This window comes from Lachnoclostridium phytofermentans, from assembly GCF_000733755.1.
Taxonomy (GTDB): domain Bacteria; phylum Bacillota; class Clostridia; order Lachnospirales; family Lachnospiraceae; genus Lachnoclostridium; species Lachnoclostridium phytofermentans_A.
This window is the reverse complement of sequence record NZ_JPOF01000003.1, coordinates 65,333-90,340: the sequence shown is the minus strand read 5'-3', so window position 1 is coordinate 90,340 and position 25,008 is coordinate 65,333. Positions and strand designations below refer to the sequence as shown.

Here is a 25,008-nt window from a genome sequence, read left to right as displayed (position 1 = left end):
GCTTCATGAAATATAAGAATGTAGTAGTTGGTGCAGGACTAGCAGGATTAACCATTGCACAGCGTATTGCTGAAAGTTGGCAGGAAGAGGTATTAGTGATTGAGAAGAGAGGCCATATTGGAGGAAATATCTATGATTCCTATAATGAAGATGGTATCTTGATTCATAATTACGGACCACATATCTTTCACACGAATGATAGGGGGGTCTACGAGTACTTAAGTAAGTTTACAATGTGGAATGATTTTTGGCACAGAGTACTAACCTATGTGGATGGAAATTTAATTCCAATGCCGATTACGGTAGAAACGATTAACAAATTATATAATCTGAATCTTTCCTGTGAAGAGGTCGAAGAGTTTATTAGGAAGCAAGCTGTTGCAATCGATGAGATTAAAACAAGTAAAGATGTGGCATTATCTAAGGTAGGAGTCGACATCTACGAGAAGTTCTTTGAAAACTATACGAAGAAACAATGGGGAATTGACCCTGGTGAAATTGATACCTCCGTGATTAGCCGTATCCCAATTCGCTATAACCGTGATACAAGATATTTTACAGATCGTTATCAAGGTATGCCAAAGCATGGTTATACTAAGATGTGTGAGAACATGATTGCAGATAAGAAGATAAAGATATTATTGAATACGGATTATAAAGAGATTATAAAAGACTTAGACTATGAATTATTAATTTATACTGGACCTACCGATTATTTCTATGATTATAAGCATGGAAAACTAGCTTATCGAAGTATAGATTTTAAATTCGAAACGATGGATTGTGAGAAGTATCAAGAAGCTCCGGTAGTAAACTATCCGAATGATTATGACTTTACAAGAATTACTGAATTTAAACAGATGACATGGCAAGAACATAAGAAGACAACGATACTTAAGGAGTTCCCATGCTCGGAGGGAGAACCTTATTATCCTTTCCCAACCAAAGAATGCAAAGAACAATTTGCATTATATCAAGAAGAGATGAAGAAGGAAACGAAGGTACATTTCTTAGGAAGACTTGCAGAATATCGTTATTATAACATGGATGCGGTCGTAAGAAGTGCATTAGACTTATTTGAATCTTTGAAGAAATAATAATAGAGCACTTTTATTAGAGGTACTGAAAACTTTGTGATATAAAGTGTGTCAAAATAAAAGTTAACATGAATGGAGAAGGGGATCAAATGGATAAACTATACATCGTAATTCCTGCATATAACGAAGAAGAGAATATAGAGAAAGTAGTAAGAGAGTGGTATCCAGTTGTTGATAAAATAGGAAATGGTAGTAAGCTAGTTGTAATTGATGATGGCAGCAAAGATCATACGTATGAGCTGATGAAAAAGTTAGCTAAAGACCTTCCTGCCCTCGAGCCAATTACAAAACCAAATGGCGGTCACGGCGCTACGGTATTGTATGGGTATCATTATGCCATTAAGGCTGGTGCAGATTATGTTTTCCAAACAGATTCTGACGGTCAAACCTTACCAGATGAATTCTGGGATTTTTGGAAATTAAGAGAGCAGTATGCAATGGTGATTGGTCATCGTAAAGGCAGACAAGATGGATTATCCAGAGTATTTGTTACAAAAACTTTAAAAGTTGTTTGTAGAGTATGCTTCCATGTAAAAGTAACAGATGCCAATACGCCATTTCGTTTGATGAAAGCAGATATATTAAAAGAACAATTAAAACTTGTTCCAGAGAATTTTAATTTATCGAACGTTATAATATCGGTGATTTATGCCAAGAAGAAGTTGCCGGTTCTTTACCTGCCGATTACATTTAGACCACGCCAAGGCGGTGTGAATTCGATTAATTTTAAAAAGATTGTAAAGATTGGTAAGAAGGCTTATAAGGACTTTATTCAAATTAACAAATGCCTTAAATAAGCAGGTAAAAGGAGTGCTATAGAATGAATGGATTGAACAAACAGGGGAGTAAATCAGGATCATCCTCCTGTTTTACGAATAATATCATACCTTATGCGATGCGAATCATAGTATTTTTGATTGCATTTGTTATAGGTAAAAAACTACTGAAAGAGGATTTTACTCCCTTTCTGTCATGGTGGTTGACTTTACTTGCGATTACCATTACGTTCTATCCTCTGATTGGAGTATTATTTAAGAATTTTCATGATAGTGGATGGATTTTTTCAAAAGCAATTGGCATCGCAATAGCGGGATGGGTGTTATGGTATTTATCCTCTCTACGTTTGTTAAAATTTACGAGAGAGAATGCAATACTTACGCTAGTAATTTGCTTTATTGTGAATCTCTTGATTGTAGGATTGGCCTATTTTTTAAAAAATCGTGGAGAAGAGAGAAAGAGTAGCTTAAATGACTGGTATCAATTCGATGTAAATAAGGCGAAGTCCATACTAACCATAGAAATCATGTTCTTTGTCATGTTTTTATTCTGGTGTTATGCTAGAGGGTTTAAACCGGAGGCATATGGTACAGAAAAAATGATGGATTATGGATTTATGACCAGTATGATGAGAACAGAATATATGCCACCTCTTGATACCTGGTTTTCAGGGAAACCAATTAATTACTATTATCTAGGACAATACCTTGGCACCTATTTATCAAAACTTAGTGGTGTCGGTGTAGAATATGGATATAACCTCATGCTCATGACGCTATCTGGTTTCGCATTTACGCAGTGTTATTCCCTTATGTATAATGTGATGAAAACCTTCCTTCAGGATAATTCTCTTCGACGTAGAAAAACTGGCAGAGAACATTTTTCATTATCAAAGAGTAAATTAAAAGGTTTATGGTGTACCTTATCTGGTATGATATCAGGTTTTGCAGTTGTCTTTGCTGGAAATATGCACTATCCAATTTACAAGCATATTAAACCATGGATAGAAAAGATATCAGGGAAAGAAGTTTCTAGCTATTGGTTTCCAAGTTCCACCCGTTATATTGGCTATGACCCCGTGGTGGAAACCGATCAGACCATTCATGAATTTCCGTCCTATTCGTTTATCCTTGGGGACCTTCATGCCCACGTAATTAATATTATCTTTGTGCTTGCTGTTTTAGGATTATTGTTTGCCTGGTTATTATATCGGAAGCAAAGAATGGATGATCTTCGATATGGAGTAACGATACAAAAACCAAATTTCTTGCAGGAAGCATTTCATCCAATCATCTTGTTGCTGGGATTCTTCATTGGGCTATTCCACATGACAAATTTTTGGGATTTTCCAATCTATTTTGTCGTTGCGGGAGCGGTAATCCTTTTTTCTAATTTGGTGATTTATCAGTTTTCGAGACTAGCAGTCCTATTAACTGCAGCACAAGCAGTGATTATTATATTAATATCTAGTGTAGTATGTAAACCGTTCACAGAGAGTTTTGACCAAATCTCTACCAGTATTTATTTTACAGAAGCCAGATCAATGTTTCATCAGATGTTAGTATTATGGGGATTTCCGTTTATCATTTGCGGTTATTATGTTATTACAAGATATCGTGATTTGAAGAAGGAAGGCTTTATTACCAATAAAAAAACAAGTTATAAGAGGTTAAAGCTAGAGCAAAAAGAGGAAAAACAAACAAGATATCATAACTTCGCTGGAAATCGCTTTCAGAAGTTAATGATGAGTTATGAAACAACGGTAACCTATGGTGGTGAGAAGAATAAACTTTTCCAGTGGATTGAAAGTCTTCAGGTTGCGGATTTGTTTATTGTTATCCTATCACTATGTGCAATGGGTCTTATTATACTCCCTGAGATTATCTATGTGAAGGACATCTACCCTAGTCATAAGCGTGCCAATACCATGTTTAAATTAACCTATCAAGGATTTATCATGTTTGGTCTGTGTTTTGGTTATATCCTAGTCCGTTTTATTCGTTTTGGTAGAACTTATTTGAGGAAGATTGTTGCTGTGATTGGTTTGCTCTTACTACTTTGGACTACTGGTTATAGTGTAACAGCCATAAATTCCTGGTTTGGTGATATACGTAAACCGCAAAATTACAAAGGTTTGGATGCCTCTGCCTTTATGGAAAAGGAGAATGCGGATGACTTCTTGGCGACAAATTGGCTGAATGAAAATATTACAGGACAGCCTGTTGTACTTGAGGCAAATGGAGATAGTTATACGTTTTATGAACGTGTTTCTGTTATCACTGGTTTACCAACAATACTTGGTTGGAGAACTCATGAGTGGTTATGGCGCTCCGGAGCAGATATTGGATTACCGCCAGAAGTTGCGGAACGAGAAAAGGTAGTGGAACTAATCTATACTTCCTTGGATGAGAATGCAATTAAGGAAAAATTACGAGAATATCAAGTAGAATACATCTATGTTGGTAAATTAGAAGCTGAAAAGTTTGGAACACAAAATCATGAACTGTTAAAAACTTTAGGAGATATTGTTTTCTCAATTGATGCTAACCAAGGAAAAGATTATGAGACATTTATTGTACGCGTTAATCTTGAGTAAGAAGAAATTTTAGTTTGGAAGCATTAAAGAGTGTTAATAAATCTATCAGATTAAATCAGATAAGTAGTGATTTTGTAGGGACTTCATGCCTTGTTTAAAAAGCGAGGAACGTTAACTTAGGAATAGAAAGGGTGCATCGCTATGTAAGATAATTTCTTCTAGAAATCATCTACGAAGCGATGCACCCTTGTTCCTTTTAACGTAAAAGGAGCTTTCCTCCCTAGCTGATAACTCGTTTATTTGGCAAAAACCTCTTCATTCTTAGTAAGTACCTTGTGATTTCTTATGATTTTAATTTCTCGAAGTAGATTATTCTATAATTTTAGCAACCAGAAAGATTTGCATACCTAAGCTTGATAACGTAGGAGCTAGAGTGATGAATCTCATTTCCGATACAAGATTTTACTAGAATTATACCTACATTTTGCTTTAAGTAAACGGTAGATTATGGTATAATACAAGCATCAAAATGTATTGGGAGGGTTCCATGAAATTAAATTACAAGCGTACATTTTTTGTAGGTCTTGCCTTTCTTTCCATTTCTTCTTTTTGGCAGCTTTACGAGAATATTATACCGTTAATCTTAAAGAATACGTTTGGAGTAGGCGAAACAGTTACTGGTGTGATTATGGCAATGGATAACGTAATTGCATTGTTTTTGCTACCTATTTTCGGTATGCTGTCTGACCAGACTAGTACCAGACTAGGGAAAAGAACACCATTTATCATTGTAGGCACCATTGCATCAACGATATTCATGATGATGATACCAATTGCTGATCAAGAAAAACAATTCGTAGTCTTTATCGTAGCGCTTGGGTTAGTGCTTATATCCATGGGAACCTATCGTTCCCCTGCAGTGGCACTGATGCCGGATCTTACACCAAAGCCCCTTCGTAGTATGGCAAATGCTATTATTAATTTAATGGGTGCAGTTGGTGGATTAGTCAGCTTATTACTGATTAAGGTATTAGTAAAGAAAAGCAGTAACCCAAATGACCTACCAAATTACATACCTCTCTTTTTAGCAGTAGCACTGATTATGATAATCGCTGTTATTGTATTACTAAATACGATTCGTGAAAATAAGATGAGAGAAGAAGTGGCTGACTATAACCAGGATGAATCTATAGTAACCATCGAAGAAGCGAAGGAACCGATGAAACCCGAAGTGAAAAGAAGTTTATTCTTCTTAGTAGCTTCCATCTTCTTATGGTTTACCGCATACAATGCGGTTACAACCGCTTTTTCAAGATATACGGAGGTTGTTTGGAAGCTTGGAACTGGAGGCTTTACGAGTAGCCTTATGGTTGCTATGGGGGCAGCAATTGTATGCTATATACCAATTGGTATTATTGCGAGCAAGATAGGGAGAAAGAAGACTATACTAATTGGTGTTGGCTTGATAACATTCTCCTATGTGTGTGGGTGTTTCTTCTTAGAATATTCCCCACTCATTAATGTGGTTTTTGCAATCACTGGAATGGGGTGGGCTGCAATTAGTGTAAATTCCTATCCAATGGTTGTTGAGATGAGCAAAGGTTGCGATGTTGGAAAATATACTGGCTATTACTATACGTTTTCTATGACGGCTCAGATATTGACTCCAATTTTATCTGGTGCATTGTTAGAATTTGTATCCTACCGCACGTTGTTCCCTTATGCTGTTTTCTTCTCCGCTGCATCGTTTATTACAATGTTATTTGTAAAGCACGGAGATGCAAGACCGGAAAAAAGGCAGAAGATGTTGGAAAATTTCGATGTCGAAGATTAAAGTTTTATAATTATCGTTTCATTTATAGAGATATTGCGAACACTATATTTGTGTTGTAATATCTCTGTTTTTGTGTCAAAATAGATAGGAACACTTAGGATGTAGTAGGTGCAAGTGGGTATGGAAAACGAAAGAAAGAAGACGGAAGAATTAGTGAAACAATGGTTATCAAAGAATTGGGTAAGTAAATTTAAGAATATAAAGGCATTAATATTATTTGAATTAATTTATAAAGCAATTTTTTTAATAGTTATGGTGCCTCTGGTTATTGCACTGATGAAAGGAACATTAAAACTTTCTGGCTATAGTTATCTCACCTTAGAGAATGTGTTTGCGTACATAGCATCACCAGCCTCGATCGCTGCAATCGCTTTGTTACTCATTATGTTTTCAGTATTTATCTATGTGGAAATGGTGTCGTTAATCGTATACTATCATAGTAGTCTAAGGTTTCGAAAGATTAGAATAAGTCATGTATTTTTCCCTGGTTTATGGGAATCACTGCGTTTAATTAGAAGAAAAGGAAACAGGGCACTTAATTTTTATGCATTATTATACTATTTTGTGTATAGCCTACCTCTTTTATTGGGAATGATTATGCAGATGAGAATACCTGCTTATTTTATGGATACGATTCTTGATTATAAAGCGGTTGTGTTTGCTTTACTTTTATTACTTGTTATAGCAGTATATTTTTTATATCGGGGAATTTTTGTGTTACATTACTGTAGCTTTGATGAGATGAGCTTTCGTGAGGCTTATCGTATGAGCTGTAAAACTCTAAAAGGACATGGCACTAAGATTGCCTCATCGATGATTGGCTACAATGCTCTTTTGTGTTTATTTTACATTGCTCTGTATTATGCAGTAGTATTTATTTCTGGTATGATTATCTATCGTACGGTAAGTGAAAATCTTGTGGTAGCGGTCTTCCTAACAACCTTTGATCAGATTAATCGGTATTTTTCCCTAATTGCAGGAGTTCTGTCCATTATTGTAAACTGTGCTCTAGTAACGAGGTTATTCTTACAATATAAGTTAACAGATATGAGAGGAGAAACACAAATACTTGCAATGCAAGAAAAGATTTCAGAAGTGGAAGATTCTCTGGTTCTAGAAAATCGAAGTATCTGGTTTCGGATCCGTAAAAGCAAGTATACGAGAACTGTAGTTATTGTGGGTGGATTATCGTTTGCACTTGTTGCATTGTATTTTGGACTAAACTTTAAAAATAATATATTTACAAACCGTGAACCGTTGTTTGGTACAGCAATAACAGCTCACCGTGGCTTTTCATCCGTTGCACCGGAGAATACCATTCCAGCCATTCAAGCGTCCATTGATAACCTTAGTGATTATGCGGAAATCGATGTTCAGGAGACGAAGGATGGAGTGATTGTGTTGCTTCATGATTCAAATCTGAAGCGAACGACCGGAAAGAACCAATATATTTGGAACTTAACATTTGAGGAATTAGAAAAAATTGATGCTGGAAAACGATTTGGTAAGGAATTTGAGGGAACTAAGATACCGACACTAGAGGAAGTCTTACTTCTTTGTCAAAATTCAATTATGTTAAATATTGAATTAAAGGTAAACAGCCATGAAAAGCAGCTTGTAGAAGAGGTTGTCCGTTTAATTGAAGAGTATGGTATGGAAGAACAGTGCGTTTTAAGTTCGGCAAATTATGGTGCCTTAGGACGTGTGAAAGCTCTCAATCCTGATATCAAAACTGGATACATTATGTCCTTTGCTTATGGATATTTTTACAATTGGGAAAATGCTGATTTTTTTAGTGTAAAATCAAGCTTTATCACAAGGGAAATGATTCGATATGCTCATAGTTATGGTAAAGAAATACATGCATGGACAGTGAACTCGATTGCAGAGATTGAACGAATGAAACAGCTAGGGGTAGATAACATCATTACAGATCAGCCAGTTCGTGTTCGTGAGATTGTATATGGAGAAGGACTTAATTCAACGTTTCAAGAGTTTATCAAGAGTTTGCTTAAATAAATAGGCGGGTACGCTATTCGCATATTTGGTATAAGTATTGGTTGCTGATTTTTTATAAAACATACTAAAAACATTATAAAAATATAATAATTTTCACTTATTAGTGTCATTGAAATACTTGATAAACGGAAGTATAATTAGTGGCAGAAAACTAATAAGGCAGGAAAATAGATGGTACTTTGTGCCGTGTACTAAGTTGCTATTGTTTAAATTAATGTGTGTAAGCACTAGAACGGAGGATTACTATGACAAAAATAGATGTAATATCAGGGTTTCTCGGAGCAGGTAAGACAACCTTAATTAAAAAATTATTAGAGGAAGCTTTAAAGGGTGAGAAACTTGTTTTAATTGAAAACGAGTTTGGTGAAATCGGTATTGATGGTGGCTTTCTAAAAGAGGCTGGCGTAGAAATTACGGAGATGAATTCAGGATGTATTTGTTGCTCCTTAGTTGGTGATTTTAGTACCGCTTTAAAAGAAGTGCTTGTTACCTATCATCCAGATCGTATTATTATTGAACCATCTGGTGTAGGTAAATTATCTGATGTATTAAAAGCAGTGTCAGGTGTTTTATCTGATGATGTTGTATTAAATAGCTACACAGCAGTCGTTGATGTTAAGAAGTGTAAGATGTATATGAAAAACTTCGGAGAGTTTTTCAATGATCAGATTGAAACAGCGAAAACAATTATACTTAGCCGTACCGGAGATATCACGGAAGAAAAATTAGAAGCAAGTCTTGCGTTAATTAAAGAGCATAATCAAAAGGCTACGATAGTAACTACTTCATGGGATAAAATTGATGGGAAGCAGATTTTAAGCGCGATAGAACACCAGAATGACTTGATGGATTCGATGTTAAATGAGACAGGTGTCTGCAAATCTTGTGGACATGTTCATGATCACGACCACGATCATGAAGGCTGTTGTGGACACGACCATGACCACGATCACGATCATGAAGGCTGTTGCGGACACGATCATGATCACGACCACGATCATGAAGGCTGTTGCGGACACGACCATGATCACGACCACGATCATGAAGGCTGTTGCGGACACGATCATGACCACGTTCACCATCATCATGCTGAGGAAGTGTTCACAAGCTGGGGTATAGAAACAGCACATCAGTATGAGGAAGCAGAATTGAAGAAGGTTCTTACTACTCTATCAGAAGCAGAGGATCTTGGAATTATTCTACGTGCGAAAGGTATTGTTCCATCCGTTGAGGGTGAATGGTTCCATTTTGATTTAGTTCCGGGTGAATTTGAAGTACGCCGTGGTGGAGCAGATTATACAGGAAGAATTTGTGTGATTGGCAGTAAGTTAGATACAAAGGCGATTAGTGATTTGTTTCAAGCTTAATAAAATCAATTTATGATGTAAGTTAGTTCTATTCCTAATTCGTTGGGAAACTTACTTCGTTGAAAGAACAAACTTATATTGGAATATAACTAGACAATGATATAAAAATAGCACTAAGAAGTATAGATACTATGTAGGAATACCATATTTAGTTGAGAGTTAGTGCATGGAGGATAATATGGAAATACCAGTATATTTAGTGAATGGTTTTTTAGAAAGTGGAAAAAGTACATTTGTGCTGGAAACCATGAAAGACCCAGAGTTTACAGATTCTATTCGTACCTTACTCTTTGTCTGCGAAGAAGGAGAAGTGGAATATGACGAGGCAATGTTAGCAAAGTTAAAGGTTGATGTAGTTGTTGTAGAAGATCAGGATAACTTTAATGAAGAGTATATAAAACGTTGCTTTGAGAAATATAAGCCTGGGCGAATTATGATAGAATACAATGGTATGTGGGACACCGAAGAATTTTTAGAGCTGGAATTACCTGAGCCTCTTGTCATGGCTCAGATCATTACATTGATTGATGCCTCTACCTACCAAAACTATATGAGCAATTTTAAATCTATCATGATATCACAATTTAAGTATTCCGATACTATCATTGTAAATCGCTGTGATGATTCTACAGATAAGATTGCAATAAGACGAACCATTAAGCCGGTGAATCGTAAAGCTGAGATTATTTATGAGTCTGTAGACGGAGTGACTACCGATGCAGGGGAGGAAGTACTTCCATTTGATATTACGGCTGACCATATTGACCTATGTGATGAAGACTATGGTCTATGGTATTTGCATGCGATGGATAACCCTAAGATGTATCAAGGAAAAACGATTACATTCCGTGCCATGGTATATAAAACGGAACGATTTCCTAAGGGAGCATTTGTTCCTGGTCGATTTGCGATGACTTGTTGTGCAGACGACATCGCTTTTATTGGTTTTTTATGTAAGACAGACTATGCAGGGCCTGTAGCTACCGACCAGTTAAAAAATCGTATGTGGATTACGATAACAGCTCAGGTGCGCGTAGAGTATTACAAAGAATATCGCGGTAAAGGGCCAGTTCTCTATGCGAAGAAGATTGAAATGGCAGAGGAACCAAAAGAGAAGCTAGTGTACTTTAACTAAGATGGAATAAATCACCAAAAACTAGAAATAACTTGACGAATACAGTATTTTTAATTATAATGTTTTAGATAATGGCTAATCGAGATAGTAGGTTAACTAAGAATCACAGAAGTTATTCCAAAGTGTGAGGAAGATATTCATCACCCATGAAAACATGCCTGAAGTAGGCTGGATATTTATGCCGAGATGATGCAGGCACAAATATCCGTGTGAAAGAAAATATTTTTTCTTTCATATTTATCACGAGAGGAATTGTGCTGATATGTTAAAGAGTATGACTGGCTTTGGTAGATGTGAGATTGATACTGGTGAACGTAAGATGATTGTAGAGTTAAAATCTGTCAATCACCGTTACCTAGAGATTTCGGTAAAATTGCCCAAGAAATTAAACTTTTTTGAATCTGGTATTCGAAATGTTCTAAAACAATATATTAACCGTGGAAAGGTCGATGTATTTATTACATACGAGGATTACACGGAAGGGAAAGCCTGCGTTAAGTATAACGAGGATATTGCAAGAGAATACTATAACGGTCTCGAAAAAATGAGCCGTGATTTTGGTATAGAGAATGATGTAAGAGCCTCCATATTGTCAAGATTTCCAGATGTTTTTACGCTGGAAGAACAGACCATGGATGAACAAGAACTATGGGAATTACTTGAGAATACGGTAAAGGCAGCTGCTGAAAAATTTGTGGAGACACGAATAGCAGAAGGTGAGCATCTGTTGGCAGATATTCATGCGAAATTAGATGGTATGTTAACGATTGTTGATTTTATCGAAGAAAGAGAACCTCAAATTGTAGCAGAATATCGCAAAAAGCTAACGGATAAGGTAAAAGATCTATTAGGAGAAACCTCCTTAGATGAGGGTGTATTAGCAACAGAGATTACGATATTTGCTGATAAAATCTGTGTAGATGAAGAAACGGTTCGGTTACGAGCACATATCAACAATATGAAGTGTACCTTAAATGAAGCAGTAAATGTGGGAAGAAAGTTAGACTTTATTGCTCAGGAAATGAACCGCGAGGCTAATACCATCTTGTCGAAAGCGAATGATTTGGCTGTATCGAATCAAGCAATCGATTTAAAAACTGAAATTGAAAAGATACGAGAACAGATACAAAACATTGAGTAAGAGGGGATACATTTGAATAAACTGATTAATATTGGTTTTGGTAATGTAGTAAATGCAGGTAAGTTGATTTCTGTAATAAGGCCGGAGGCAGCTCCGGTGAAACGAATGGTTCAGAATGCGAAAGATAGCGGTAGCTGTGTAGATGCAACCTGTGGAAGAAAATGCAAAGCAGTTCTCGTAATGGAAACTGGGCAGATTGTTTTGTCTGCACTGCTTCCTGAGACAATTGCAAATCGAGTGAACCAACGAGAGAGCATAGAAGGCAGTGATGCTTCCCAAGCTCTATAAAATAAATAAGGATTGTCAAGGAAGGAGAGATTGCAGATGTTACATCCATCTTATAATGACCTAATGCAAGTAGTAAATAGTGAGGTAGAACCAGGCGAACAGCCAGTGGTTAACAGTCGTTATTCTATCGTATTAGCTACAGCAAAACGTGCTAGACAGATTATTGACGGCGCAGAACCGTTAACAGAAAGTAGCTGTAATAAGCCACTTTCTATAGCAGTAGAAGAGCTTTACAAATCAAAGGTAAAGATTGTAAGCGAAGATGAGGAAAATGAAAACGAATAAGTTATAACAAGCGTGTAGGCTGTTGTAAAGATGTCTTGTAGGACGACTTGCAACAGCCTGTTTCAGTGAAAGGAAAACTATGGAGAATGACATTAAAATAGAGGAGACAGAAACTGTAAAAAATGAGAAAGGAATGAAGGAAGGAAAATCGTTGTTACGACAGTTAATAGAGACATTAGCATACTTTATCGTTATATTTTTGGTAGTATTGTTAGTACAACGTTTTCTAATACAACCGGTTGAAGTGAATGGAAGTTCCATGGAACCAACCCTCCATAATAATAACCATGTGCTATTAGAAAAAGTGTCGTATAGCATATCGGATCCAAAACGTTTTGATGTCATTGTATTTAGACCGTATGAGGAAGAAAAAGAGCTATACTATATCAAACGTGTGATTGGATTACCAGGAGAAACAGTTCAAATAATGGATAGTGTGATTTTCATTAATGGAGAACGCTTAGATGAGAATTATGGACTTGAAAATACCATTAAAAGTTCAGGTATAGCTGGGAAAGAAATCGTCCTAGGAGAAGGTGAATATTTTGTTCTTGGAGATAATCGAAATAATAGTAAAGACAGTAGAGATCCAAGCGTCGGAGTAGTAAAGAGAAAAGCAATTTTAGGCCGTGCATGGTGTACTATATGGCCTCTAAGGGATTTCGGTGTAGTAAAACATAAATAGGTGGTGATAGCGTGGAAGATAAACCAATGGATGGTTATCATGATTTACAAACAGAAGTAGAACACGCAGAAGGAAAGAGTTCGAGGAAACGAATTGTGTTAGAAATCTTACTATACGTTGTAGCCTTGTTTTTTGCAGCTGTAATTGTTCCGAAATACATTTTGCAAAGAACTGTAGTGGTAGGTGACTCCATGGAAACAACACTTCATAATGGTGAGAATCTATGGGTAGAAAAAGTATCCTATCATTTTGATAAATTAAAGCGTTTTGATGTTATTGTATTTTATCCTCACGGAAAAGATGATAACGAATATTATATTAAACGTATTATTGGTATGCCTGGAGAAACTGTTCAAATCATTGGTGAGGATATCTTTATCAATAGTGAATTACTGACGGAATCATTTGGAAAAGATCCAATTAAAAATCCGGGTATTGCCGTGAATCCAATTCAATTAGCAGAGGATGAATATTTTGTACTTGGAGATAATCGAACTGTTAGTTTAGATAGTCGCTATGAAGAAGTGGGGCCGGTTAAAAAAGAAAATATAGGCGGAAGAGCAATCTTTCGTTTATGGCCAATTAATAAGATGGGACCGATTGAATAATACATAGACAATTATTCAAATTAGAAAACTGATAGCAATTAATCTTAAAGAAAAACAACAATTAATATTATCAATATTAGCCCATTATATCTAATTATAGATATAATATTTAACCCAATCATAAAAAATGGAGATATTTATTAGAATAACTACGAAGTCCTATCCTTTTTAAACAAATAGATATGCTAAATGTATTATGCACAAAAAAAAGAAAAGAAACGGATGAATTATAGTCTAAGTGTTAATAATTAGTAAAATAATAAAATTCACTTGAAATTATATTACAAATTGGGTAAAATAGAGAAGGATTTTGGTTGTAGTCAAGCCAGGTCTTTGACAAAAACTTAACAATCCAAGAAATAAATTAATAGCTGTCCACTTTGCTTAGTAGTATATATGGCAGTATATTATAAAATTTCATTTAGGAGGAATTTAATCATGGCAGTAAAAGTAGCAATTAATGGTTTTGGACGTATCGGACGTCTTGCATTCAGACAGATGTTTGGCGCAGAAGGTTACGAAGTAGTAGCAATCAACGATTTAACAAGCCCAACTATGTTAGCTCATTTGTTAAAGTATGATTCAGCTCAGGGAAGATATGACGGACACACAGTAGAAGCAAAAGAGTCTTCTATCGTAGTTGATGGTAAGGAAATTAAAATTTATGCTGAGGCAGATGCTTCTAAGCTTCCTTGGGGAACTCTTGGAGTAGACGTTGTACTTGAGTGTACAGGTTTCTATGTATCCAAGGCTAAATCTCAGGCACACATCGATGCAGGTGCTAAGAAGGTTGTTATCTCCGCTCCAGCTGGTAATGATCTTCCTACTATCGTATTCAGCGTAAATGAAAATACATTAAAGGCTGATGATACTATCATTTCCGCAGCTTCTTGTACAACAAACTGCTTAGCTCCTATGGCAGATACATTAAACAAGTTAGCTCCAATTGAAAAAGGTTTCATGACTACAATCCACGCTTATACAGGTGATCAGATGGTACTTGATGGACCACACAGAAAAGGCGATTTAAGAAGAGCTCGTGCAGCAGCTTGTAACATTGTTCCTAACAGCACTGGTGCTGCTAAGGCAATCGGCTTAGTTATCCCAGATTTAGCAGGTAAGTTAGATGGCGCTGCTCAGAGAGTTCCAGTTCCAACAGGTTCTACTACTGAGTTAGTAGCAGTTGTTAATAAGAAAGTAACTAAGGATGATGTAAATGCAGCTATGAAGGCAGCAGCTAGCGAATCTTTCGGTTACACTGAAGAAGAGTTAGTATCTTCTGATATCATTGGTATTAGATTTGGTTCTTTATTCGATGCAACTCAGACTAAGGTTACAGAGCTTCCAGATGGAAAGACTTTAGTTAAGGTCGTTTCTTGGTACGATAATGAGAATTCTTACACAAGCCAGATGGTAAGAACAATCAAGTACTTTGCTGAATTAGCATAATAGAAGATCCAGTATGGGTCCGGTCTTTATGGACCGGGCCCATCTTTTTATTCACAAGAAAATAAGTTCGCGAAGCGTGATTTTAGGGAATATATTCAATCCAGAATAAATTTTACAGAAAAACGGGAAACTGTTTCTCTGTTCCTATAATGAAAGGAGCATACACATGTTAAACAAGAAGTCAATTGATGATATCAATGTAAAAGGGAAAAGAGTCTTAGTTCGTTGTGATTTTAACGTACCATTACAGGAGGGTAAGATTACAGACGATACTCGTCTTGTAGCAGCACTTCCTACAATTAAGAAATTAATCAATGATGGCGGTAAGGTAATTCTTTGCTCACACCTTGGTAAGCCAAAGGGAGAGCCAAAGCCAGAGTTATCCTTAGCTCCTGTAGCAGAAGCTTTAACTAAATTACTCGGACAAGAAGTTAAATTTGCTGCAGATGCAACTGTAGTGGGTGAAAATGCAAAGGCAGCTGTTGCAGCTATGAACGAGGGAGAGGTAGTATTACTTGAGAATACTCGTTACAGAGCAGAAGAGACAAAGAATGGTGAAGCTTTTTCTAAAGAACTTGCTTCCCTTTGCGATGTGTTCGTAAATGATGCGTTTGGTACAGCTCATAGAGCTCATTGCTCTAACGTTGGTGTAACTCAGTATGTAGAAACAGCAGTAGTTGGTTACTTAATGCAAAAAGAAATCGACTTCTTAGGAAATGCAGTAAACAATCCAGTAAGACCATTAGTAGCAATTCTTGGTGGTTCTAAAGTTTCTTCTAAGATTTCTGTAATTAACAACCTTCTTGATAAAGTAGATACCCTTATCATTGGTGGTGGTATGGCATATACTTTCATGAAGGCTCTTGGAGAAGAAGTTGGTAATTCTTTATTAGAGGCTGATTACATCGATTATGCAAAAGAAATGATGGATAAAGCTAAGAAGAATGGTGTTAACTTATTACTTCCTATCGATACAGTAGTTGCCAAAGAATTCAGTAACGATGCTCCATCCAGAGTAGTTGGCCGTGGAGAAATCGCAGCAGATGAAGAAGGTCTTGATATCGGACCAAAGACTTGTGAAATTTATGCAGATGCTCTTAAGACTGCTAAGACAGTAGTATGGAATGGACCAATGGGCGTATTCGAGATGTCTAACTTTGCTAAGGGTACAATCGCAGTAGCTCAGGCAATGGCTGATATTGATGCTACAACTATCATCGGTGGTGGTGATTCTGCAGCAGCTGTTAATCAGTTAGGATTTGGAGATAAGATGTCTCACATCTCTACAGGTGGCGGTGCTTCTTTAGAGTTCCTTGAAGGCAAAGAGCTTCCAGGTGTAGTAGCAGCTAACGATAAATAATATCACTTTACAAAACTTCAAGGTTTTCATAGGTGATGAGGTAATACAATAATCTATGCATGGCTGTTTATTAGGAAGCGGTATGTGCTCTTAATAAGCAGCCATCATACATAATATATTAAGTAGATAGGAGAAGAACAATGCGTAAGAAAATTATTGCAGGTAACTGGAAAATGAACAAAACTCCAAGTGAGACTGTTAAGTTAATAGAAGAATTAAAGCCATTAGTTAAAAATGACGATGTAGACGTAGTATTTTGTGTTCCAGCGATTTCTTTAACAACTGCGATGGAAGCAGCAAAGGGATCCAACATTTGCATTGGTGCTGAGAATATGTTTTATGAAGAAAGCGGTGCTTATACTGGAGAAATCGCTCCAAACATGCTAACAGATATCGGCGTAAAATATGTTATCATTGGACATTCCGAAAGAAGAGAATATTTTGCAGAGTCTGATGTTACAGTAAACAAGAAAGTGTTAAAGGCATTGGAGCATGGAATTACCCCAATTATCTGTTGCGGTGAGTCCTTAACACAAAGAGAACAAGGAATTACAATTGACTGGATCCGTCAACAAATTAAAATTGCCTTTTTAAATGTGACAGCAGAGCAGGCAGCTACAACTGTAATCGCATATGAGCCTATATGGGCAATTGGAACAGGTAAAGTTGCAACTACAGAGCAGGCTCAAGAAGTTTGTGCTGCAATCCGTGAATGCATCGGTGAGCTTTATGGTGAGGCAACAGCAGAAGCGATTCGTATTCAGTATGGCGGCAGTGTTACAGCAGCAAGTGCACCAGAGTTATTTGTACAGCCAGATATTGATGGTGGTTTAGTTGGCGGAGCAAGCTTAAAACCTGACTTTGGTAAAATTGTAAATTATAACAAATAGTAAAATAAATTTAAAATTAAGCAAATTATGTAGCGACCGTTTACTCTCGTGCAAAAGACTGCTTAAAATGATGAGATAAGAGGTATGTTAAAGAACTATTTAACATACCTCTTAATTATTTGTGACAAGGAAAAGTTCGTGAAGCGTGCTTTTTCTTATTATCTGTTTGAAACTTATATAGATAACATGTATAATAATTATAATGGAATTCGAAGATGGAGGTGTTGGTATGAAAAAGAAACATTTCATAGTTATTATTGTGGCAGTAGTATTAATTCTGATTATCTTATGTATAAAATCATTTTTGGGAGAAAAACCATTTAAGAAATTATCTGTCGACGAAATTTCGAATGTTTCTGTTACACTGACTCCACCTGGGGTGACACTAGAATTAAGCAGTAATGAGATTGAAGAATTGGTCAAAATACTTCATACAGTAGTGATTTACAAAGAGGATAATTCCTATACTGAATATTCTGGGCAGGGTGTCATCTTTATGATAACAAAAACGGATGGTACACAAATAGATATAATGGCTTATAATCCATTTCTTGTAATAGATAACACAGGGTATAAAACGAAGTATGAGCCATGCGAAGAATTAAATTCATTAGGTAACCAAATTAGAAGATCAAACGAATAAACTGAATGCTAGATTGCAAGCAATAGATTTTTCCGAAGGATTAGCTCTTGACAGAAGCTGAGTTTAAAACTATAATACAGAAAACAAGAAAAAGGCTAGGAAGAGAAGAGTAGTCTTTCTAACACTTACAGAGAACCTTTGGTTGGTGGAAGAAGGTAGTGAAAGTTAGATGAAACAAGGCTCGGAGCTGCATACGGATATGAAATACCTTATTTTATTGATGCTATGACGGTGGTCTCCGTTACAGGACTAGAGTATCTAAGTGTACTTGATGAGATTGTTACGGTGACGTATCAATGAAATAGGGTGGTACCGCGATATCATTCGCCCCTTGCAAAAATAAACGCAAGAGGTGATTTTTTTATGTCAGAATGGAAGAAAGAAAAGAAACGTCCAGTTTTTCCAAAACGTGCAGTTGTTACAGCAGGAATGCCTTATGGCAACAAAGAACTTCATTTTGGTCATGTGGGAGGTATGTTTGTTCATGCAGATACGTTTGCAAGGTTTTTGAGAGATCGTATTGGGGAAAAAAATGTAATATTTGTTTCGGGAACTGATTGTTATGGTTCTCCGATCTTAGAAAGTTACCGAAAAAGCAAAGAAGAGAATCCGGATATTGGTACCATAACAGATTATGTTCGAAGAAATCATGAAAAACAAAAAGAAGTATTAGAAAAATATCAGATATCTCCAAACCTGTATGCAGCCTCTGCTTTAGGTGAGGCAGGTAAACTTCATGAAAAGGTTTCAGAAGAAGTTTTTTTAAAGTTAAAAGAACAAGGCTATTTAGAAAAATTAACAACAACTCAATTTTATGACCCTGATTTTAATGTGTTTTTAAATGGTAGGCAGGTTGTGGGGCAGTGTCCGATTGAAGGATGTCAATCGGAACATGGATATGCAGACGAATGCTCCTTAGGGCATCAGTATATGCCAAGCGACTTGATTCATCCAAAGAGCACCTTATCTGGAAAAACTCCAATCATGAAAGAGGTTAGTAACTGGTACTTTCGGTTAGAAGATTGTACTAAGATGCTTCAGGCTAGAATCGATTGGTTAAGAAAGAATACAGTATCAAGAAAGTATTTGCTAAATACCATAGAAGAGTTTTTAAAGCCGCCAGTTATGTATGTTTTAAAAAAGCAAATCGGGGATTTAAAGGAATTAGAAGAAAAACTTCCAACTCATGAAACAATCAATGAAGAGAAGAAGTCCTCAATAACCTTCGTGTTTAGAAATCTAAATGATAGAGATAAAGCAAAAGATATCTTAGCAGCAGAGGGGCTTCGCTATCGTTCTGGTAAGACATTGGTACCATTTCGTTTAACCGGAAATATCGAATGGGGAGTACCAGTACCGGGAGAAGACGATCTAACCTTTTGGGTATGGCCGGAATCCTTATGGGCACCAATTTCCTTTACTAAAGAATTCCTAAAACTTCAGGGAAAAGAGGAAGAGTTATGGAAGGAATATTTTCTTCGCGAGGATAGTGAGGTTTATCAATTCATCGGTGAAGATAATATCTACTTTTATGGAATCGCTGAGATGGCAATGTTTGCTGTTCTCTTTAGCGAAGATGCGAGCCACATCGACATGGAGAAGGTAAAACTACCAATGCTTGTTGCGAACAATCATATTTTATTTATGGATAAGAAGGCAAGCAGTAGTTCTGAGGTGAAACCTCCAATGGCTGGCGAGCTTCTTGACTATTATACTGACGAACAGCTAAGAATTCATTTTTTAAGTTTAGGGTTAGCGAATAAGAGTGTTAGCTTTATGCCGCAGGTTTATTTACCAAAGGAAAAACAAGTCGGTGCGGATCCAGTATTAAAGGATGGTAATCTTCTTACGAATGTCTTTAATCGTTTGGTTCGGTCTTGCTTTTATCAGGTACAATCTGATTTTGACGGAAAGTTTCCACTGGGAGACGTAAGTAAAGAAGTACTCGATGAAGCAGAAGATGCTATCTTAACCTACGAGGAGCACATGTATCGACATGAGTTTCATAGTATTACTTATGTATTAGACACATATATTCGCTCTATGAATAAACGTTTTGCGAATGGAATAAAGGTAGCGCAGGAAGCGAAGGATAAATTATTATTAAAGCAACTCTTAATTGATTGCTTTCATGGAGTACGTACAGCTGCTATTCTGCTTCATCCAATTGCTCCAAGAGGTTGTGAAATGGTACAGCAGTACCTTAAAGTTGGAAATGAGTTCTTTTCCTGGGAGCATATATTTGAACCAATTTCTTATTTTACCTCCTCAGAAAGTGAGCATGAGCTTCAGTATTTAGAGCCAAGGGTAGATTTTTTTGCAAAACATCCAAGTCAGTTTGAAAGATAATTGTATTCTATTTAAATAAAATTCCCCATGGGATGTGCGCTCACACTGCGGGTTCAGTAAAACCTACTAATTTCACGCATTATTGTATATTGAAATACTTGAATTTTTTCTCTGTTGTATTAAAATTATAATGACATTAACAGAATAGTTATTTCATAGGATACAGAGAGAAACGAACGGGTGGAAAGAAGAAGGATATGTGGATATTATTTGCTTTTTTATCAGCGTTATTTGCAGGATTGACAGCTATTTTAGCGAAATGTGGGATTAAAAATACAGATTCGAATGTTGCAACAGCTCTAAGGACGATTGTTGTTCTTATCTTTTCGTGGATTATGGTATTCCTTGTGAATAGCCAAGGGGATATTGGAAGTGTAGCTCCTAAGACCTGGATATTTTTAATATTGTCAGGATTATCAACAGGTGCTTCTTGGCTTTGTTACTTTAAGGCACTGCAACTTGGAGATATTAATAAAGTAACTCCGATTGATAAGTCCAGTACAGTGTTAACAATTTGCTTCGCTTTTCTATTCCTTCATGAGAGTATTACGGTAGCGAAAGCTTTTGCTATTATTTTTATTGCGCTCGGTACTTATCTGATGATAGAAAAGAGGCAGAGAGAAAAGAAAAAGAGTGAAAAGAATGATGAAAATTATACATGGCTCATATATGCATTTGGTTCTGCAATCTTTGCTAGTTTAACCTCTATCCTTGGTAAAATAGGGATTGAGCAGATCGATTCTAACCTTGGCACTGCAATTCGAACTGTTGTTGTTTTAATCATGGCATGGATTGTTGTGTTCGTGACAAAAAAACAAAATACAATAAAGCAGATAGATAAAAAAAGTTGGCTATTTTTAATCTTATCGGGACTTGCAACAGGTGGTTCCTGGTTATGTTATTACCGAGCTTTACAGACGGGCCCAGCGAGTGTGGTCGTACCTATTGATAAATTAAGTATTGTAGTTACAATAGCATTTTCTTATTTTGTTTTTGAGGAAAAACTTAGTAAGAAAGCTTTTGTTGGATTAGCGTCTATTGTACTGGGGACGTTTTTATTACTGATAAAATAGAAAACAATTAATAAAAAATTATCTATTAATGTTTAGATTTTGTATTACGACTTTTAAATCACTTTAAGATATATGTTTACTGGAGGTATGCTAATTTATAGGTTTATTTTAGGACTACAAAGTTAGGAACTTGACAGAACGAAATGAGGGGTCTAGAATTACGGAAGGGTACTAAATAGTGCCCTTCCGTATTATTGTATTAAGAGAAGTAGGGTGGAAGATAGTGTAAAAAATCAAGATTTTTTACGAACGAATTTGTGCGGTTGCCCAAATTCTCAGGCCTGCGACAGAATGGAGATTAAGATGACACAAACAAATGATTTTTCTAAAGGTAGTGTAGTTGGAAATATAATAAAACTTGCAATCCCAATGACATTAGCGCAACTGGTGAATGTTCTATATAATATTGTAGACAGGATGTACATAGGCTTGCTGCCGAAAGATGCCACCTTAGCCTTAACAGGGATGGGATTAACGCTCCCTATTATTACTATCATCATTGCGTTTGCGAATTTGTTTGGTATGGGTGGCGCACCTTTGTGTTCTATTGCTAGGGGAAGAGGAGAGAAAGAAGAGGCAGAAGCAATTATGGGTAACTCCTTTACGTTGCTTCTATCCACTGGATTAATCATAACGATTGTTTGCTTTCTATTAAAACGACCGATGCTTTATTTATTTGGGGCAAGTGATGCAACTTACCCATTTGCAAATCAATATATCTCAATCTATCTTCTGGGCAGTGTTTTTGTAATGCTAGGACTCGGGATGAATAGTTTTATCAATGCACAAGGCTTTGGCAAAATTGGAATGTTCTCCGTAGTAATTGGCGCAGTGACGAATATTATATTAGATCCAATCCTAATCTTCGTGTTTGATATGGGAATACAAGGAGCTGCAATTGCTACAGTCATATCGCAAATGATTTCAGCATTATGGATTTTAAGATTTTTAACTGGTAAAAAGACAATTTTAAAGTTAAGGCGAAAAACAATGAGATTATCTCTCCAACGAGTCAAAGCAATCACTGGACTTGGAATGTCTGGATTTATTATGGCGGCCACCAATGGAGCAGTTCAGATTGCTTGTAATACTACACTTCAAAGCTATGGTGGGGATTTGTATGTGGGTGTAATGACTGTGATCAATTCGATACGTGAAATAATAGGTATGCCAGTCAGCGGTATCACAAATAGTGCACAGCCGGTGATGGGATTCAATTATGGAGCATCAGAATATAAACGTGTAAAAAAGGCAATTAAATTTATGGCAGTAACATCAATCACATATACTACTGTCATCTGGGGGCTATTAAATTGGTTCCCTGAGTTCTTTATCCGCTTATTTAATCATGAGTCTGAGTTGATAGAAGCAGCAATTCCTGCGATGAGAATCTATTATTTTGGATTTTTTATGATGTCACTTCAGTTTGTTGGGCAAGCCACTTTTGTTGCTCTTGGTAAATCAAAATATGCGATTTTCTTTTCTTTATTAAGAAAAGCAATCATTGTAGTACCATTAACATTGTTATTACCACAGATAGCGAATCTTGGAACGAATGGAGTATTTTTAGCAGAACCAATCTCGAATTTCCTAGGTGGAGCTGCCTGTATTATCACGATGTTTTTTACCGTATGGAGAGAATTAGGGGATAAATCATAAGGCTTACCTTGACAGTCATACCAGCTTATTTTGGTGTAAAGAAGGATAAGTGGAAACAGAAATTCTCTTGACTAATGAATAATTCATGATATGATAGAAAAGAATGAAGTAGTGCATAGGCTTGCTAATTTTTTAACAAATTAAACAGCACTACATAGGACATATTTGACCGATTGAAGTAATATAATTTTTTAGCTCCGGAATATGCCATGCTAATAAATTGTATTACACAAGTTTACAATGAACAAAAGGAGAATAAATTATGAGCAAAAAACCGACCGTACTAATGATACTGGATGGATTTGGATTAAATGAGAAGACGGAAGGCAATGCAGTAGCATTAGCCAAGAAGCCTGTTCTTGATAAATTAATGAAAGACTATCCATTTGTAAAAGGAAATGCTTCTGGAATGGCAGTTGGTCTTCCAGAGGGACAGATGGGAAATTCTGAAGTTGGACATCTAAATATGGGTGCCGGAAGAATTGTATATCAGGAGTTAACCCGTATCACGAAAGAAATTCAAGATGGAGACTTTTTTCATAATAAAGAATTAATAAAAGCAGTAGAGAATAGTAAAAAGAACAATTCTGCACTACATTTATTCGGTTTATTATCCGATGGTGGTGTTCATAGCCATATTACACATCTTTATGGACTATTAGAACTTGCTAAGAAGCATGGCTTAGAGAAGGTTTATGTACATGCTTTCTTAGATGGTAGAGATACCGCGCCAACTTCTGGTAAGGGTTTTATGGAAGACCTAGAAGCTAAGATGGCAGAAATCGGTGTAGGTCGTATCGCTTCTGTTATGGGACGTTATTATGTCATGGACCGTGATAATCGTTGGGATCGTGTTGAAAAAGCATATGTGGCTTTAGTAGATGGAGAAGGTGTTGAAGCTGCAAATGCAGTGGATGCAGTTGCTGCTTCTTATGCAGAGGGTGTAAATGACGAGTTCGTAGTACCTACGGTAGTAGTGGAGAATGGAAAAGCAATCGCTCCAATTTCAGCAAATGATTCTATTATATTCTTTAACTTCCGCCCTGATCGTGCAAGAGAGATTACTAGAGCTTTCTGCACCGATGATTTTGACGGATTTGCTCGTAAGAGTGGAAGATTACCTCTTACTTATGTTTGTTTCTCAGAGTATGATGTAACAATCCCTAACAAGAGCGTTGCTTTTGAAAAGGTTTCTATCACAAATACCTTTGGTGAATACTTAGCAGCACACGGAAAAACTCAGGCTAGAATTGCCGAAACAGAGAAATATGCTCACGTTACCTTCTTCTTCAACGGTGGTGTGGAAGCACCAAATAAGGGTGAAGATCGTATCCTAGTAAATTCACCTAAAGTTGCAACCTATGATCTTCAACCAGAGATGAGTGCTTATGCAGTAGCGGATAAGTTAGTAGAAGCAATTACCTCAGAGAAATACGATGTTATTATTGTTAACTTTGCTAACCCAGATATGGTTGGTCATACTGGTATCTCTGATGCAGCGATCAAGGCAGTAGAAGCAGTAGATGCATGTGTTGGTAAAGCATATGATGCACTTCTTTCTGTTGATGGACAGATGTTTATCTGTGCAGATCATGGAAACGCAGAACAGTTAGTCGACTATAATAATGGAGATCCATTTACAGCTCATACTACAAATCCGGTTCCATTTATGTTAGTAAATTATGATAAATCCTATACTTTAAGAGAAGGCGGTTGTTTAGCAGATATCATTCCAACCTTAATTGAAATGATGGATATGGAACAACCAAAAGAGATGACTGGAAAATCTTTATTAATCAAAAAATAAATTCCA

At 36.4% G+C, this 25,008-nt stretch carries 20 protein-coding genes and 1 other annotated feature; all 20 genes read left to right on the top strand.

Going from position 1 to position 25,008, the window contains the following annotated elements; translation table 11 throughout:
- The first annotated feature begins 5 nt into the window (after nucleotides 1-5).
- The 20 genes from glf (at nucleotide 6) to gpmI (ending at nucleotide 25,002) form a co-directional block, all read left to right on the top strand.
- Entirely contained in the window at nucleotides 6-1,097 is a 1,092-nt protein-coding gene (gene glf, locus CC92_RS0105895; protein ID WP_029503896.1) for a UDP-galactopyranose mutase, read from the top strand.
- A gap of 89 nt (nucleotides 1,098-1,186) precedes the next feature.
- Nucleotides 1,187-1,894 (top strand): glycosyltransferase family 2 protein, encoded by a 708-nt coding sequence (locus tag CC92_RS0105890; protein WP_051650808.1) that lies wholly within the window; start codon nucleotides 1,187-1,189, stop codon nucleotides 1,892-1,894.
- A 23-nt stretch (nucleotides 1,895-1,917) separates the two neighbouring features.
- Nucleotides 1,918-4,470, top strand: a complete 2,553-nt coding sequence (locus tag CC92_RS0105885; protein ID WP_051650809.1) for a DUF2298 domain-containing protein — start codon at nucleotides 1,918-1,920, stop codon at nucleotides 4,468-4,470.
- A 487-nt stretch (nucleotides 4,471-4,957) separates the two neighbouring features.
- On the top strand, nucleotides 4,958-6,244 hold the full coding sequence (locus CC92_RS0105880) for an MFS transporter (protein ID WP_029503900.1): 1,287 nt from the start codon (nucleotides 4,958-4,960) through the stop codon (nucleotides 6,242-6,244).
- A gap of 120 nt (nucleotides 6,245-6,364) precedes the next feature.
- Nucleotides 6,365-8,263, top strand: coding sequence for a glycerophosphodiester phosphodiesterase (locus CC92_RS21475; protein ID WP_155998410.1), 1,899 nt, complete (start codon nucleotides 6,365-6,367; stop codon nucleotides 8,261-8,263).
- A gap of 245 nt (nucleotides 8,264-8,508) precedes the next feature.
- Nucleotides 8,509-9,630, top strand: coding sequence for a CobW family GTP-binding protein (locus CC92_RS0105870; RefSeq protein WP_029503902.1), 1,122 nt, complete (start codon nucleotides 8,509-8,511; stop codon nucleotides 9,628-9,630).
- A 178-nt stretch (nucleotides 9,631-9,808) separates the two neighbouring features.
- Nucleotides 9,809-10,765, top strand: coding sequence for a GTP-binding protein (locus tag CC92_RS0105865; RefSeq protein WP_051650811.1), 957 nt, complete (start codon nucleotides 9,809-9,811; stop codon nucleotides 10,763-10,765).
- 262 nt (nucleotides 10,766-11,027) lie between these two features.
- Complete coding sequence (locus tag CC92_RS0105860) at nucleotides 11,028-11,906, top strand: YicC/YloC family endoribonuclease (RefSeq protein WP_029503904.1); 879 nt, start codon at nucleotides 11,028-11,030, stop codon at nucleotides 11,904-11,906.
- A gap of 12 nt (nucleotides 11,907-11,918) precedes the next feature.
- Nucleotides 11,919-12,194, top strand: coding sequence for a DUF370 domain-containing protein (locus CC92_RS0105855; RefSeq protein WP_029503905.1), 276 nt, complete (start codon nucleotides 11,919-11,921; stop codon nucleotides 12,192-12,194).
- Between the two features lie 36 nt (nucleotides 12,195-12,230).
- Nucleotides 12,231-12,479, top strand: coding sequence for a DNA-directed RNA polymerase subunit omega (rpoZ, locus tag CC92_RS0105850; protein WP_029503907.1), 249 nt, complete (start codon nucleotides 12,231-12,233; stop codon nucleotides 12,477-12,479).
- A gap of 79 nt (nucleotides 12,480-12,558) precedes the next feature.
- Entirely contained in the window at nucleotides 12,559-13,164 is a 606-nt protein-coding gene (lepB, locus tag CC92_RS0105845) for a signal peptidase I (RefSeq protein ID WP_197035785.1), read from the top strand.
- A gap of 11 nt (nucleotides 13,165-13,175) precedes the next feature.
- A complete protein-coding gene (lepB, locus tag CC92_RS0105840; protein WP_051650812.1) occupies nucleotides 13,176-13,772 on the top strand; it encodes a signal peptidase I in 597 nt (198 codons plus the stop codon).
- A gap of 438 nt (nucleotides 13,773-14,210) precedes the next feature.
- The gene (gap, locus tag CC92_RS0105835; protein ID WP_029503911.1) at nucleotides 14,211-15,221 is read left to right on the top strand and encodes a type I glyceraldehyde-3-phosphate dehydrogenase; all 1,011 of its coding nucleotides are present in this window, start codon (nucleotides 14,211-14,213) and stop codon (nucleotides 15,219-15,221) included.
- Nucleotides 15,222-15,387: 166 nt separating this feature from the next.
- A complete protein-coding gene (locus tag CC92_RS0105830; protein WP_029503912.1) occupies nucleotides 15,388-16,581 on the top strand; it encodes a phosphoglycerate kinase in 1,194 nt (397 codons plus the stop codon).
- Nucleotides 16,582-16,721: 140 nt separating this feature from the next.
- Complete coding sequence (gene tpiA, locus CC92_RS0105825) at nucleotides 16,722-17,471, top strand: triose-phosphate isomerase (RefSeq protein ID WP_029503913.1); 750 nt, start codon at nucleotides 16,722-16,724, stop codon at nucleotides 17,469-17,471.
- A gap of 229 nt (nucleotides 17,472-17,700) precedes the next feature.
- Complete coding sequence (locus CC92_RS0105820) at nucleotides 17,701-18,114, top strand: hypothetical protein (protein ID WP_029503914.1); 414 nt, start codon at nucleotides 17,701-17,703, stop codon at nucleotides 18,112-18,114.
- Nucleotides 18,115-18,202: 88 nt separating this feature from the next.
- Nucleotides 18,203-18,449, top strand: a binding site (T-box leader).
- 28 nt (nucleotides 18,450-18,477) lie between these two features.
- On the top strand, nucleotides 18,478-20,463 hold the full coding sequence (locus tag CC92_RS0105815) for a class I tRNA ligase family protein (RefSeq protein ID WP_029503916.1): 1,986 nt from the start codon (nucleotides 18,478-18,480) through the stop codon (nucleotides 20,461-20,463).
- Between the two features lie 197 nt (nucleotides 20,464-20,660).
- The gene (locus CC92_RS0105810) at nucleotides 20,661-21,536 is read left to right on the top strand and encodes an EamA family transporter (RefSeq protein ID WP_029503917.1); all 876 of its coding nucleotides are present in this window, start codon (nucleotides 20,661-20,663) and stop codon (nucleotides 21,534-21,536) included.
- Nucleotides 21,537-21,839: 303 nt separating this feature from the next.
- A complete protein-coding gene (locus tag CC92_RS0105805) occupies nucleotides 21,840-23,195 on the top strand; it encodes an MATE family efflux transporter (protein WP_051650966.1) in 1,356 nt (451 codons plus the stop codon).
- 262 nt (nucleotides 23,196-23,457) lie between these two features.
- Nucleotides 23,458-25,002: a 2,3-bisphosphoglycerate-independent phosphoglycerate mutase gene (gene gpmI, locus CC92_RS0105800; RefSeq protein WP_029503919.1), complete on the top strand. Its 1,545-nt coding sequence runs from the start codon at nucleotides 23,458-23,460 to the stop codon at nucleotides 25,000-25,002.
- The last annotated feature ends 6 nt before the right edge of the window (nucleotides 25,003-25,008 follow it).

Excerpts from the sequence above, each read along its gene's own strand:
- CC92_RS0105820 (WP_029503914.1), top strand. The coding sequence starts at position 17,701 with ATGAAAAAGAAACATTTCATAGTTATTATTGTGGCAGTAGTATTAATT.
- gap (WP_029503911.1), top strand. The coding sequence starts at position 14,211 with ATGGCAGTAAAAGTAGCAATTAATGGTTTTGGACGTATCGGACGTCTT.
- CC92_RS0105885 (WP_051650809.1), top strand. The coding sequence starts at position 1,918 with ATGAATGGATTGAACAAACAGGGGAGTAAATCAGGATCATCCTCCTGT.
- CC92_RS0105890 (WP_051650808.1), top strand. The coding sequence starts at position 1,187 with ATGGATAAACTATACATCGTAATTCCTGCATATAACGAAGAAGAGAAT.
- CC92_RS0105805 (WP_051650966.1), top strand. The coding sequence starts at position 21,840 with ATGACACAAACAAATGATTTTTCTAAAGGTAGTGTAGTTGGAAATATA.
- CC92_RS0105830 (WP_029503912.1), top strand. The coding sequence starts at position 15,388 with ATGTTAAACAAGAAGTCAATTGATGATATCAATGTAAAAGGGAAAAGA.
- tpiA (WP_029503913.1), top strand. The coding sequence starts at position 16,722 with ATGCGTAAGAAAATTATTGCAGGTAACTGGAAAATGAACAAAACTCCA.
- CC92_RS0105815 (WP_029503916.1), top strand. The coding sequence starts at position 18,478 with ATGTCAGAATGGAAGAAAGAAAAGAAACGTCCAGTTTTTCCAAAACGT.
- CC92_RS0105810 (WP_029503917.1), top strand. The coding sequence starts at position 20,661 with ATGTGGATATTATTTGCTTTTTTATCAGCGTTATTTGCAGGATTGACA.
- rpoZ (WP_029503907.1), top strand. The coding sequence starts at position 12,231 with ATGTTACATCCATCTTATAATGACCTAATGCAAGTAGTAAATAGTGAG.
- glf (WP_029503896.1), top strand. The coding sequence starts at position 6 with ATGAAATATAAGAATGTAGTAGTTGGTGCAGGACTAGCAGGATTAACC.
- CC92_RS0105870 (WP_029503902.1), top strand. The coding sequence starts at position 8,509 with ATGACAAAAATAGATGTAATATCAGGGTTTCTCGGAGCAGGTAAGACA.
- lepB (WP_197035785.1), top strand. The coding sequence starts at position 12,559 with ATGGAGAATGACATTAAAATAGAGGAGACAGAAACTGTAAAAAATGAG.
- CC92_RS0105865 (WP_051650811.1), top strand. The coding sequence starts at position 9,809 with ATGGAAATACCAGTATATTTAGTGAATGGTTTTTTAGAAAGTGGAAAA.
- CC92_RS0105880 (WP_029503900.1), top strand. The coding sequence starts at position 4,958 with ATGAAATTAAATTACAAGCGTACATTTTTTGTAGGTCTTGCCTTTCTT.
- CC92_RS0105860 (WP_029503904.1), top strand. The coding sequence starts at position 11,028 with ATGTTAAAGAGTATGACTGGCTTTGGTAGATGTGAGATTGATACTGGT.
- CC92_RS21475 (WP_155998410.1), top strand. The coding sequence starts at position 6,365 with ATGGAAAACGAAAGAAAGAAGACGGAAGAATTAGTGAAACAATGGTTA.
- gpmI (WP_029503919.1), top strand. The coding sequence starts at position 23,458 with ATGAGCAAAAAACCGACCGTACTAATGATACTGGATGGATTTGGATTA.